Origin of the sequence: Brevundimonas sp. P7753, assembly GCF_013386595.1 — a bacterium.
GTDB classification, from domain to species: domain Bacteria; phylum Pseudomonadota; class Alphaproteobacteria; order Caulobacterales; family Caulobacteraceae; genus Brevundimonas; species Brevundimonas bullata.
Window position 1 is genome coordinate 1 of the sequence record NZ_JACARP010000128.1, and the last position, 10,970, is coordinate 10,970.

Genomic DNA, 10,970 nt, shown 5'->3' on the forward strand with positions numbered 1-10,970 from the left:
CCCCACCCGGTCGCTTCGCGACCACCCTCCCCGAACGGGGAGGGAGAGGCGGCGGCGCTTGCGCCTCAGGCGGTTTCCGGCGTCCGCGCCAGGCGTTCGGCGCGCTGAGCCAGGGCCGGGGCGCCGTGTTCGCGGGCGGTGGCGGCGGCCTCGACCAGCATCAGCCCCAGACCGCGCGGGGTCTGGCCGGTCCAGCGGGCGCGGGCCAGGGCGATCCGCGCCATGCCGATCTGGTCCGAGGCCCAATCCAGGGGGGTCGCCAGGATCGACGGCCGCACCAGCCGCCGGCGCAGCCCGGTCTCGATCTCCAGCAGGGCCGACAGGTCGCCGACCGAACCGGCGCGGGTGGTTTCCTGGGCGACGCGGCGTTCGTGGGCCAGGGCGCCCAGCACCAGTCCGCCGCCCTCGGTCAGGGCCTCGGCCTGAATCAGGACCAGCAGCGGCAGGGTCTCGCGCTCGGCGCGCAAGACCTGGATGGCGGCCCAGTCCAGCGGGCTGTGGTCGGGGGTGAACTGGTCGGCGGCGGCGTCGAACAGGGCGTGGGCCTGATCGCGGGCGGTGACGTCGTCGGCGATGGCCGCCAGCGCGGCCATGCCGGCGGCGCACAGGGCCAGGGCGCGGGCGCGGCTGAGGGGGCGTTGCTCGGGCGAGGCGGCCTCCACCAGGGCGCGCAGATCGCCGCCGGCCTGATCCAGCAGGCGCGGATCGCGCGCGGCCAGCCCGGCCTCCAGCGCCAGGGCGGCGCGGTCCAGCCGCAGATCATCCTCCAGCGGGCGCTGGCCTCTGAGGCCGTGCAGGGCGGCGTCCATCAGGCTTGAGGCTTCCTGCAACGCCGCGATCTCGCCCGAGATCGAGGCCAGACGCGCCCGCAGACGGGCGTTCAGGGCGGCGACGGCGGCGGCGGTGTCGCTGCGGCGGGCCGCGGGCAGGGCCTTCAGCAGGGTCAGGGCCGCGTCGATCCGTTCGGGTTCGCCGCACAGGTCGAAAGCCAGCATCCCGGTATGGGCCAGTTCCAGCGCCGCGCGGATGGTCTGGTCGTCGTTGCGGGCGTGGCGGGCGGCGTCGCGGGCGGCGGCCTCGGCCTTGTCCAGACTGGCGGCGGCGCCGCAGCGACGGGCGTGTTCGCGCCACAGGGCCGAGGCGCGCAGGGCCGCTTCGTGCGGGCGCTGGCAGGAGACGCGCCCGGCGTCCACCGTCTGTTGCCGGGCTTCGACCTCGACCAGACCCAGGCCGATCAACTCCAGCCAGCCGAGATCGTCGCTGTCGCGCGCCTTCTCGAACAACCGTCGCAGATCTCTGCCGAATTCGAACATCGCTGGCCTTCATCGTCCCGCTTCGGGATCGCGAGGGCGATCCTGGTGACGCACAAGCAAACGCAGCGCCGCGGGATGGGTTCGACTTGAGCATATGCGTGAAATTCGCGCGGTTGGCTTTCCTCCCCATTCCATGGGGAGGGGGACCGCGTAGCGGTGGAGGGGGAGTCGCCGCCCTCCAGTCACTGAGCCTGGTCCTGAGATCGCTGCGCCGCCCCCTCCGTCACGGCGCTTTGCGCCGCGCCACCTCCCCATGGAATGGGGAGGAAAGAGCCATCGTTTTAGCCCAGGCGAGGGGTTTTCTGGCGGCAGCGCGTCAGCACGGCGCGGGCCTCGGCCTCTCCGGCGGACAGGCGTTTGACCGAATCGAGACGGGCGCGCGTCTGGTCGTTCTCGGCGGCGACGGGGTCGCGGCCCGAGGCGGTGGCCGCCTGCATGGCCGCCAGCGACCAGTAGAGGGCGGCGTCATAGAGGGTGCGGCCATAGCGGCTCTCGCCGCCTTCCAGTTCAGACGCCGCCTGGGTCAGCCCAGCGCACCGCACCGCCTCGTCATAGGAGACGAGCCGGGTCGTCTGGGCCTGGCCCAGAACCGCAAGCGCGGTTGTGACGACAGCGATGAACATCTGAAACTCCACGGCGCCCCGACGAGAGTGAACCCGGCGCCGCACCGCCATAGAGAACCACGGTCGTGTGTCGGATGAAAGACGCGTTCATGCAAACTTCAGGTTGCAGTCAATGCGGCGGCTCAGGTCTCGGCGCAGGGGGCACGGCCTGGCCCTGATCGACCAGCCAGCGGACGAAGGCGCGGCGCGCCCGCGACGGCTCGCCCGCGCCGGGAATGGCCGAGACCGCGCCGCCGTCGGCGTGAAAGCCGAACGGCGCCAGCAGCCGCCCGTCCTGCACCGCCTCCGCCGCCAGCGCCCAGGGCAGGACCGCCGCGCCCCAGCCGGCCAGGGCCGCGTCCAGCACGAAATGCAGGTGGGCGACCGGACGTTCGGACGTGGCTGTGGAACGCCGCCCGCTGAGTTCAGCCCAGTCCTTCCAGCCGGTGACGTGGGTGCGCGCCGTCAGTCGCGGCGCGGTCAGCACCGCCGCGCGCGGATCGCCGCCGGCCAGCGAGGGCGCAATCACCGGGCCGACGGCGTTGGCGATGATCCGCTCGGCCTGCAGCGTCTCGATCCGCTCGGGGTCCAGCAGACGCAGCACCACGTCGGCGCCGCGATGACTGACGGCATGGGGCGCCAGTTCCACCAGATGCACCCGGATCTCGGGATGCCGCCGCCCGAAGTCGGCCAGGCGGGGGATCAACCACTTGACCGACAGGCTGGCGTTGACGGCGACGTGCAGGTCCTGGCCTTCGCTGCGGGCACGGGCCACCGCTGCGGCGAGGCCGTCAAACGCAGCCGTCAGATCGGGCAGCAGGTCCCGGCCCGCCCGCGTCAGGCTCAGGGCGTGACGCGGCCCCTCGAACAGCCGCACCCCCATCTGGGCCTCCAGCGCCTTGACCTGTCGGCTGACGGCGCTGTGGGTCACGTTCAGTTCGGCCCCCGCCAGGGTCGCGCTGCCGGTCCGCGCCATGGCCTCGAAGGCGCGCAGGGCGTTCAGCGAGGGCAGGGCGGCGCCGGGTGTGAGGTTTTCGAACATGCCTCTCCCGATAGGTCGCTTTCGCCCCGGCGGCAATGCGGGGATCAGAGCGGCCTATGTCGTCCCATGCCTCTCGTCTGATCGTCCCCGTCCTCGGCTTCGGCCTGATCGTCGCCTTCGCCTCCAGCTACTATCTGCTGGGGGTCCTGGCCGAGCCTCTGGCGGCGGGGACGGGAACCACGCCGTCTCTGGTGTTCGCGGGGCTGTCGGGGGCTTTTCTGATTTCGGCGGTCCTCAGCCCGTTCGGCGGCCGCTGGGTCGACCGGCGCGGCGGACGCGAGGTTCTGGCGGCGGCCTCCGTCGTTTTCGCCCTGGGGCTGGGCGGGCTGGGTCTGGCCCAGGGGCCGGTCAGCGTGGCGGCGTCGATCCTGACGCTGGGGATCGGCATGGGGGTCGGCTTCTACGGCCCGGCCTTCGCGGTTCTGGTCGCCCTCCACGGCGAAGCGGCGAAGAAGCCGATCACGGCGGTGTCCCTGATCGGGGCCTTCGGCGGAGCCCTGGGCTGGCCCGCGACCCTGGCCATGATTGAGTGGGTCGGCTGGCGCGGGGCCTGTTTCGGCTGGGCGGTCCTGCATCTGCTGGTCTGTCTGCCGCTCTACCTGACGATCCTGCCGGACGGTCGTGCCGGTCCGCGTCCCTCGGCGGACAGCGCGCCGGTGCGCTGGGACGGGCGGATGATCCGGCTGGCGGTGCTGTTCGCCGGGGCCTGGTGGATCGCCACGGCCATGAGCGCCCACCTGCCGCGTCTGCTGGGCCGTCTGGGGCTGGAGCCGGCCCAGGCGGCGGGCGCGGCCACGCTTATGGCGGGCGCGGCGGTCGCTGTGCGGCTGCTGGCCTTTCTGACTTCAGGCAAAGGATCGCCCATCGCCGTCTTGCGGCTGGCCACCCTGCTGCATCCGCTCGGGGCGGCGGTCGCCTATCTCGGCGGCAAGGGTCTGGCCGGGGCCGTGGCCCTGGGGCAGGGCGCCGGCAACGGCCTGCTGTCGGTGGCCTCCGGCGTCCTGCCGCTGCACCTGTTCGGCAAGGAGAACTACGCCACGCGTCAGGCCCTGATCCTGACCCCGGCCCGCTTCCTTCAGGCGGCGGCCCCGCTCAGCTACGGCGTCCTGCTGGACCGCTCGGCGGGGCTGGCGCTTCTGGCCTCCAGCCTGGTCTGCGGCCTGATGTTCGCCATGACCTTCGGGCTGGAGCGACGGAGCTAGATCACCGGCTCGACATCGGCGGGCGTCTTCGCTCTGCGCGGTTTGCTCCGGTCGAGCCTGGTCCAGGCGGCGGCCAGCCCCTCGACCGCGCGGTCCAGATCGGCCTCGTGGCGGCTGAAGGGCAGGCGCAGGAAGCGCTCATAGGCGCCGTTGACGCCGAAGCGCACGCCCGGCGCGATCCGCACCCCGTGGTCCGGCGCGGCCAGGGCCAGACGGGTGCTGTCGGCTCGGGGCAGTTCGACCCAGAGCGACAGCCCGCCCTCGGGACGGCGCGTCTTCCAGTCCGGCAGGGCCTCGGCCAGCCGGGCGCGCAGATGGGCCTCCTGCCGCGCGATGGTCCGGCGTCGAGCCTCCAGCGGCGCGGGGTCGCCGCTCAGCAGGACGGCGGCGGCCAGCTGCTCCATGACCGGCACGCCGAGGTCCAGCGACGGGCGGCGGCGGATCACCACATCGATGATGTTGGCGTGGGCGCGCAGCCAGCCGACGCGCAGGCCTCCCCAGTAGGGCTTGCTGGTCGAGCCCAGTCGGACCACGTGCGGGCCGTGATCGACGGGCGGCGGCGGCGGGCGGTCGAACCACAGCTCGCGCAGGGTGTCGTCCAGCACCAGAAGGGCGCCGACGCGGGCCGCGGCGGCGGCCAGGGCGGCCTCGTCGTCCGCCGACAGGACATGGCCGGTCGGGTTCTGGTGGGCCCCGATCAGATAGATCAGTCGCGGCCTGACGCGCGCGATGGCCGCCAGCATCCCGTCCATGTCCCAGCCCTGCGGCGTCATCGAAACGGGCGTCAGGTCCAGCCCCGCCTGCACCAGGGCGTCCAGCGCATGGGGATAGCCGGGGTGCTCGACCACCACGCGGTCGCCGGGCCGCGTCGTCGCCCGCAGCAGGATGGCGAGCGCTCCCAGAGCCCCTGCCGTGACCACGATCTGATCCGCCTGCGTCGCCAGACCCTCGGCGGCGTAGCGGTCGGCGACGACGCGGCGCAGGGCCTCGATCCCCACGGGCTCATAGCCCCGGCCCGGCAGGTGGGCGGGCAGGGCCTCCAGCGCGCGGGCGTAGGCGGCGTGGACCTGTTCGTCGGCGGGCATGGAGGCGGTGGCCATGTCGATGACGCCCGGCGTGTCGTCGCCCTGCATCGGCCCGTCCAGCCGCACCGGCCGCGAGGCGGCGCTGGCGGGCAGGGCGGTGACGCTGCCCGATCCGGTCCGGCTGAGAACAAAGCCCTCGGCCCGCAGGCGGTCCAGTGCGGCGCTGACGGTGATGCGGCTGACGCCTAAAGTCTCGGCCAGCCGCCGCTCGCCCGGCAGGCGCGCGTTCAGCGACAGCCGCCCGTCGAGGATCAGCAGCTTCAACGCCTCGGACAGGCGGCGATAGGCGGGCTCGCCATCGGGCCCGCGCCAGCCGTTGAGCTGGCGCGACAGGGAGGCGGCGTTGACCAGGCTGTCGCGCATAAGGCCATCGTCACGAAAGCGGCTCTATAAAACAAGGCCAATTATCGACTGTATGGCCCCATGTTCATGCGTCGCTTCATCCAGCTTCAACTCGGTCTGCTGCTCTACGGGGCGTCTCTGGCCCTGATGGTCCGGGCCGATCTGGGCCTCAATCCGTGGAGCGTCCTGCATCAGGGCCTGTCGCAGCTGACCGGGCTGAGCCTCGGCATGGTCGTCAACCTGGTCGGGGCTTTGGTGCTGCTGATCTGGATTCCGCTGCGCCAGAAACCGGGCGTGGGCACCCTCTGCAATGTTCTGGTCATCGGCACGGCGGCGGATGTGGCGCTCCTGGCCCTGCCGCCCATCGAGGGGCTGGCGCTGCGGATCGTCTTCCTGACGGCGGCCATCGTGCTGAACGGGGCGGCGACGGCGGCCTATATCGGCGCCGGCCTCGGCCCCGGCCCGCGCGACGGCCTGACCACGGGTCTGGTGCAGATCAGCGGCTGGCGCATCGGCTGGGCGCGCACGGCCATCGAGGTCGCCGTCCTGGCCATCGGCTGGCTGCTGGGCGGCGTGGCCGGGGTCGGCACCGTCCTCTACGCCCTGGCCAACGGCCCCCTGGTCCAGTGGTTCATGGCCCGCTTCGAGATCGCTCCGAAGCGCGCGGTGCGCCCGGCGCCTTCAATCTGAAGCCGGCGCTCTGATCTGATCCAGCAGTGTCCGGGCGCGTTCCACATGCTCGCCGCCATGCGGGTTGTTGGCCACCGGCGCCAGCATGACCGCCGCCTCCTCGCGCTGACCGACCCGCAGCAGGGCGTCGGCGGCCTGGGCGCGGGCGCTCATCACCTGGGGGGCATAGGCGACGGCGAGCCGCCAGGTCTGCAGGTCGTTGTCGTTGGGATAGTTGTCCGCGATCCGCCGGATGCGGGCCAATGCTAGATAGATGCGGTAGTCGGTCGGATCGGCTTGCAGCGCGCGGGCCAGATAGCCTTGCGCCTCCACGTATTTCTGGGCGCGCGTGTCGGGCGCGTCGTCGCCGGCCTTGGTGCGGGCGCGGGCCAGAAGTTGCAGCGCTTCGGGGTCGTCGGGCGCGACGGCCAGGGCCTGCGTCAGCGCGGCCTCGCCCGCCGCAGCGTCGCCCCAGTTCATCTCGGCCCGGCCGAGGGTGACCAGAGCCAGCCGGTCGCCCGGAAAGCGGGCGGCGTCGGTCCGAACCTTTTGCAGCAGGGCTTGAGCGTCGGCGTCGGCCTTGGGGTAGCGGATATTCAGGCTGTCCAGCAGCATCCGGTCGGCGCTGTCGGGCAGGGTCTGGAAGGTCATCGCCGGCTTCATCTCGTCCATGCGCAGTTCGGCGTAGTTCATGGTCCCGTCCAGATAGGCCTTCAGCGCCTTTTCCAGACTGTCGGGCGTGTGTCCGAGATGGGTCTGAAGCGCCTCGACCGGCGGCGTACCCTTCGCCACGGCCGCCAGATAGCCGTCCAGCCCGCGGCGCCGCTCGGCGTCCATGAACATGTAGTGGGTCAGCAGCCAGGACTGGGCGTAGAAGGCGCTGCGCTGACGGCGGTTCTCAAACGTCTGCGGGCGACTGGTCAGCAGTTGCTCCACCGGAATCCAGTCGACGTCATTCAGCGTCCGCAGTCGGCCCGGATTGAAGTAGCCGACCGTAACCTTGGTCGGATTGTCGACCGAGGCGGTCATGAAGAACTCGGCGAAGCCCTCAGTGAGCCAGCCCGGATAGCCGCCAGGAAAGTTCTGGAACATGAAGTGGTGGGCGTATTCGTGGAACAGAATGTCGTCGCCGCCGCGCCGGTTCAGCACGGAATAGACGTCGGTTTCGCTGGCTGAATAGAAGCCGCCGACGCCCTCGCCCAGGTTGGGGTTCACCTGGCGCAGGTCGCTTTGGGTGTAGACCAGATAGACGGGCAGCTTTCGTGCCCCCTGCACCGGGGCCACGCCGAGCTGACGCAGCAGCAGGGCGTCGAACCGTTCCAGTCGCTCGGCGTGGCGGCGCAGGTCGCCCTCCGAGCCTTCGCCATAGACCAGGAAGTTGGCGGTCTCCGCGCGTCGCCACTCGGCCTGGGCCGCCTGGGCCGACAACAGCGCCAGCGCGCCGCCCAGCATCAGGTTTCGCAGCGCCCGCAATGCTCTGCGGCCGGGCGTCGTATGCGGCTGAATCATCATGCGAACCTACCTCTCGGGAAAGAGACTATGGCGCGTTCATGACAACCGCAAAACGGCGATTGGCCGCACAGGGCTCAGGTCAGGGGCGATGCCGTGTCCGAAGACCGCCAGACCCCGGCGTCGGGTCATGAAAGGAAGGCGACCTCTTTCACGCACGAGGTCGTCATGCCTGCACTCACCGACAAGGTCGCCATCATCACCGGGGCCAGCTCCGGCATCGGGGCCGCCGCCGCCCGCCTGTTCGCCCGTGAAGGCGCGGCGGTGGTCGTCACTGCCCGACGCGAGGCCGAGCTGTCGGCCCTGGTCGCGGCCATAGAGGCCGAGGGCGGCCGCGCGGTCGCCGTGCCCGGCGACATCCGCGACGAGGCCTTGGCCGAGCGTCTGGTGCAGACGGCGGTGGAGCGGTTCGGCGGGCTGGACATCGCCCTGAACAACGCCGGGGCCATCGGCGCCAATGAGCCGACGCCCGAGATCGCCCTGGACCGCTGGCGGGACACGCTGGACATCAACCTGACCGCCGCCTTCCTGGGCGCCAAGCATCAGATCCCGGCCCTGCTGGCGCGCGGCGGCGGCTCGCTCATCTTCACCTCGACCTTTGTCGGCCACGCCATCGGCATGCCGGGCATGGCGGCCTATGCGGCGGCCAAGGCGGGGCTGGTCGGCCTGTCGCGGGTCATCGCCGCCGAGTTCGGGGCGCGCGGCGTGCGCAGCAACTGCCTGCTGCCCGGCGGCACGGACACCGATGCGGGGCGCGAGTTCGCCCACACGCCCGAGATCATCGCCTTCGTCGAGGGGATGCACGCCCTGAAGCGGATGGCGTCGCCGGACGAGATCGCCCGCGCCGCCCTGTTCCTGGCGTCCGACGCCTCCAGCTTCATGACCGGAACGGCCATGCTGGTCGACGGCGGGGTGTCGAGCAGCAAGACCTGAGCGTCAGCCCCGTTCCTTGGTCTTGGTGAAGGCGATCTTGGGGAAACGCTCCGAGACGTAGCCGGTTTCCCACGACGACTTGGCCAGGAAGACCGGGGCCTGGTCGATGTCGACGGCCATCTGCGGGCGGTACTTGCCGGCGAAGTCTTCGAGGTCGGCCTTGGTCCCTTCCCCGGCGGGCGCCACCCAACGGGCCTCGGCGTAGGGGCTGGGCTCGAAGATGACGTCCAGGTTGTATTCCTCGCCCAGACGGTCGGCCATGACCTCGAACTGCAGCTGGCCCACGGCGCCGACGATGAAGTCCGAGCCCAGTTCGGGACGGAACAGCTGGGTCACGCCTTCTTCGGCCAGACCCTCCAGCGCCTTCTTCAGGTGCTTGGCCTTCAACGGGTCCTTGACGCGGACGCGTTGCAGGATTTCCGGGGCGAAGTTGGGCAGGCCCGCAAACCGGATCAGGCCGCTTTCCGACAGGCTGTCGCCGACGCGCAGGACGCCGTGGTTGGGGATGCCAATGACGTCGCCGGCATAGGCGTCCTCGGCCAGTTCACGGTCCGAGGCGAAGAACATGATGGGGGCGTTGACGCTCAGTTGCTTGCCGGTGTTCTGCACCTTCAGCTTCATGCCGCGCTTGAAGCTGCCCGAGGCCATGCGGAACATGGCGATGCGGTCGCGGTGGTTGGGGTCCATATTGGCCTGGACCTTGAAGACGAAGCCGGTGACTTCGGCCTGGCCCGGCTCGACCTCGATCTCGACCGGCGCCGGGGCGTTGCGGGTCTCGGGCGGGGCTTCCTTGCGGGCCGGCATGACCTTGGGCGGCGGAGCCCACTCGCCGATGGCCGCTAGCAGTTCGTCGATGCCGAAGTGGCGCAGCGCTGAACCCCACAGCACGGGCGTCATATGGCCTTCCAGGAAGGACTGACGGTTGAAGGTCGGATAGCCGGCCTCGATCAGCTCCTGCGTCTCCATCAGGGCCTCGTGCTCGCCGGCCTCGAAGTATTGGGCGGCCTCGGCCAGGGGCAGGGCCGCGGGGTGGGGGACGTCCTCTTTCGAGCCGGCAGGCTTCTTCGTATAGGGCTGGAACTTGCCGGTGCCCATTTCGACCATGCCGCGCAGGCGGTTGCCGCTCTCGGCCGGCCACCAGATCGGAGCGGGGTCCAGCTGAAGCCGCGAGGCGATCTCGTCCAGCAGGGCCATCGGGTCCTGGGCTTCGCGGTCCAGCTTGTTGATGAAGGTGATGATCGGGATGTCCCGAAGACGACACACCTCGAACAGCTTCAGCGTCTGCGGCTCGATGCCCTTGGCGGCGTCCAGCACCATGATGGCGCAGTCGGCGGCGGTCAGGGTGCGATAGGTGTCTTCCGAGAAGTCTTCGTGGCCCGGCGTGTCCAGCAGGTTGAACATCTTGGCCACGCCGTCGGACGTGGTGTGCTCGAACGTCATGACCGAGGCCGAGACCGAGATGCCGCGCTCTTTCTCGATCTTCATCCAGTCGGATTGCGTCCGCCGGTTCTCGCCGCGCGCCCGCACGGCGCCCGCCGCGCGAATGGCCCCGCCGGCCAGCAGGATATGCTCGGTCAGGGTCGTCTTGCCCGCATCCGGGTGAGCGATGATGGCGAAGGTCCGGCGGCGACCGGCCTCTTCGGCGAGCGTGAGTTTCGACATGGGGCGGCAGGTAGCGCGGGCGGGCTCAAAAGTCGATTGTCACGATGCCGTGAAAGACCCTTCGCGAAGCGGGGCTTTTAGGGGCATGCTCGTTTCTGTGAGACGCCGGTCCATGAGATCGACGCCGCAAGGGAAAGGAAACGACATGGCTTTGGTGCATCCGGGCAAGGTCCCGCCCGTCCGCAATCAGCGTGAAATCCATCCGGCCCTCTGCCTCGCGGCGGGGTTCGGCGTCATCTGCCTGGGGGCGACGGCGGTGCATCTGCTGTTCAGTCTGATCTAGCCGCGCGGAAAAGCGCGGCGGCGTCAGGCCGCCAGGCGGCCCCAGACCGCCTTGTCGGCGGCGACGGCGCTGAGGCGGCCGTGGGCGGCGCGCGATTGCAGCTGGCGCATGATCATCTCGGGCAGGGCGCAGAAACGCGGCTCGACCAGTTCGGGCGCGCAACCGGCGTCGGGCGCGGCGAACAGGGCGGCGTTGACGCCCTCGGTCTTGTGCGCGATCAGCCAGGCCAGACGCCGGGCGCGGGCCGGATCGTTCCGGTGCAGCAGGGGGTCTTCGGCGAACATGTCGCAGCCCATTTCCAGCACATAGTCGAAGTCCAGCTTCTCGA

At 70.7% G+C, this 10,970-nt stretch carries 11 protein-coding genes; 4 read left to right on the forward strand and 7 right to left on the reverse strand.

Annotated features, from left to right (window positions below):
- Positions 1-65: 65 nt before the first annotated feature.
- The 3 genes from HX774_RS18085 to HX774_RS18095 all read right to left on the reverse strand — a co-directional run bounded on the left by HX774_RS18085 (position 66) and on the right by HX774_RS18095 (position 2,957).
- Positions 66-1,313 (reverse strand): hypothetical protein, encoded by a 1,248-nt coding sequence (locus tag HX774_RS18085; RefSeq protein ID WP_178828840.1) that lies wholly within the window; start codon positions 1,311-1,313, stop codon positions 66-68.
- Positions 1,314-1,594: 281 nt separating this feature from the next.
- Positions 1,595-1,936 carry a hypothetical protein gene (locus HX774_RS18090; RefSeq protein ID WP_178828841.1) on the reverse strand — a complete coding sequence of 114 codons (342 nt, stop codon included), beginning with the start codon at positions 1,934-1,936 and terminating at the stop codon, positions 1,595-1,597.
- Positions 1,937-2,045: 109 nt separating this feature from the next.
- Positions 2,046-2,957, reverse strand: coding sequence for a LysR substrate-binding domain-containing protein (locus HX774_RS18095; RefSeq protein ID WP_178828842.1), 912 nt, complete (start codon positions 2,955-2,957; stop codon positions 2,046-2,048).
- 56 nt (positions 2,958-3,013) lie between these two features.
- Here HX774_RS18095 and HX774_RS18100 point away from each other — a divergent pair, with 56 nt between their 5' ends.
- Positions 3,014-4,159, forward strand: a complete 1,146-nt coding sequence (locus tag HX774_RS18100; protein WP_178828843.1) for an MFS transporter — start codon at positions 3,014-3,016, stop codon at positions 4,157-4,159.
- Here HX774_RS18100 and HX774_RS18105 read toward each other — a convergent pair.
- The gene (locus HX774_RS18105) at positions 4,156-5,607 is read right to left on the reverse strand and encodes a PLP-dependent aminotransferase family protein (RefSeq protein WP_178828844.1); all 1,452 of its coding nucleotides are present in this window, start codon (positions 5,605-5,607) and stop codon (positions 4,156-4,158) included. The genes HX774_RS18100 and HX774_RS18105 overlap by 4 nt on opposite strands.
- A gap of 66 nt (positions 5,608-5,673) precedes the next feature.
- Here HX774_RS18105 and HX774_RS18110 point away from each other — a divergent pair, with 66 nt between their 5' ends.
- A complete protein-coding gene (locus tag HX774_RS18110) occupies positions 5,674-6,276 on the forward strand; it encodes a YitT family protein (RefSeq protein WP_255500543.1) in 603 nt (200 codons plus the stop codon).
- On the opposite strand, the gene HX774_RS18115 is transcribed toward HX774_RS18110, so the two are convergent.
- A complete protein-coding gene (locus HX774_RS18115) occupies positions 6,268-7,767 on the reverse strand; it encodes a DUF1570 domain-containing protein (RefSeq protein WP_178828846.1) in 1,500 nt (499 codons plus the stop codon). The genes HX774_RS18110 and HX774_RS18115 overlap by 9 nt on opposite strands.
- A gap of 165 nt (positions 7,768-7,932) precedes the next feature.
- Here HX774_RS18115 and HX774_RS18120 point away from each other — a divergent pair, with 165 nt between their 5' ends.
- Positions 7,933-8,697: an SDR family oxidoreductase gene (locus HX774_RS18120; protein ID WP_178828847.1), complete on the forward strand. Its 765-nt coding sequence runs from the start codon at positions 7,933-7,935 to the stop codon at positions 8,695-8,697.
- Between the two features lie 3 nt (positions 8,698-8,700).
- Here the strand turns inward: HX774_RS18120 and HX774_RS18125 are convergent, their stop codons facing one another.
- Entirely contained in the window at positions 8,701-10,359 is a 1,659-nt protein-coding gene (locus HX774_RS18125; RefSeq protein WP_178828848.1) for a peptide chain release factor 3, read from the reverse strand.
- Positions 10,360-10,504: 145 nt separating this feature from the next.
- Here HX774_RS18125 and HX774_RS18130 point away from each other — a divergent pair, with 145 nt between their 5' ends.
- Positions 10,505-10,642, forward strand: a complete 138-nt coding sequence (locus HX774_RS18130) for a hypothetical protein (protein ID WP_178828849.1) — start codon at positions 10,505-10,507, stop codon at positions 10,640-10,642.
- A 23-nt stretch (positions 10,643-10,665) separates the two neighbouring features.
- On the opposite strand, the gene HX774_RS18135 is transcribed toward HX774_RS18130, so the two are convergent.
- Positions 10,666-10,970: hypothetical protein (locus tag HX774_RS18135; protein ID WP_178828850.1), on the reverse strand; the 305-nt coding region annotated here is incomplete at its 5' end.

Bases quoted from the DNA above. Each gene is read 5' to 3' on its own strand.
- HX774_RS18095 (WP_178828842.1), bottom strand. From the start codon at position 2,957: ATGTTCGAAAACCTCACACCCGGCGCCGCCCTGCCCTCGCTGAACGCC.
- HX774_RS18110 (WP_255500543.1), top strand. From the start codon at position 5,674: ATGCGTCGCTTCATCCAGCTTCAACTCGGTCTGCTGCTCTACGGGGCG.
- HX774_RS18125 (WP_178828848.1), bottom strand. From the start codon at position 10,359: ATGTCGAAACTCACGCTCGCCGAAGAGGCCGGTCGCCGCCGGACCTTC.
- HX774_RS18100 (WP_178828843.1), top strand. From the start codon at position 3,014: ATGTCGTCCCATGCCTCTCGTCTGATCGTCCCCGTCCTCGGCTTCGGC.
- HX774_RS18115 (WP_178828846.1), bottom strand. From the start codon at position 7,767: ATGATGATTCAGCCGCATACGACGCCCGGCCGCAGAGCATTGCGGGCG.
- HX774_RS18120 (WP_178828847.1), top strand. From the start codon at position 7,933: ATGCCTGCACTCACCGACAAGGTCGCCATCATCACCGGGGCCAGCTCC.
- HX774_RS18085 (WP_178828840.1), bottom strand. From the start codon at position 1,313: ATGTTCGAATTCGGCAGAGATCTGCGACGGTTGTTCGAGAAGGCGCGC.
- HX774_RS18130 (WP_178828849.1), top strand. From the start codon at position 10,505: ATGGCTTTGGTGCATCCGGGCAAGGTCCCGCCCGTCCGCAATCAGCGT.
- HX774_RS18105 (WP_178828844.1), bottom strand. From the start codon at position 5,607: ATGCGCGACAGCCTGGTCAACGCCGCCTCCCTGTCGCGCCAGCTCAAC.
- HX774_RS18090 (WP_178828841.1), bottom strand. From the start codon at position 1,936: ATGTTCATCGCTGTCGTCACAACCGCGCTTGCGGTTCTGGGCCAGGCC.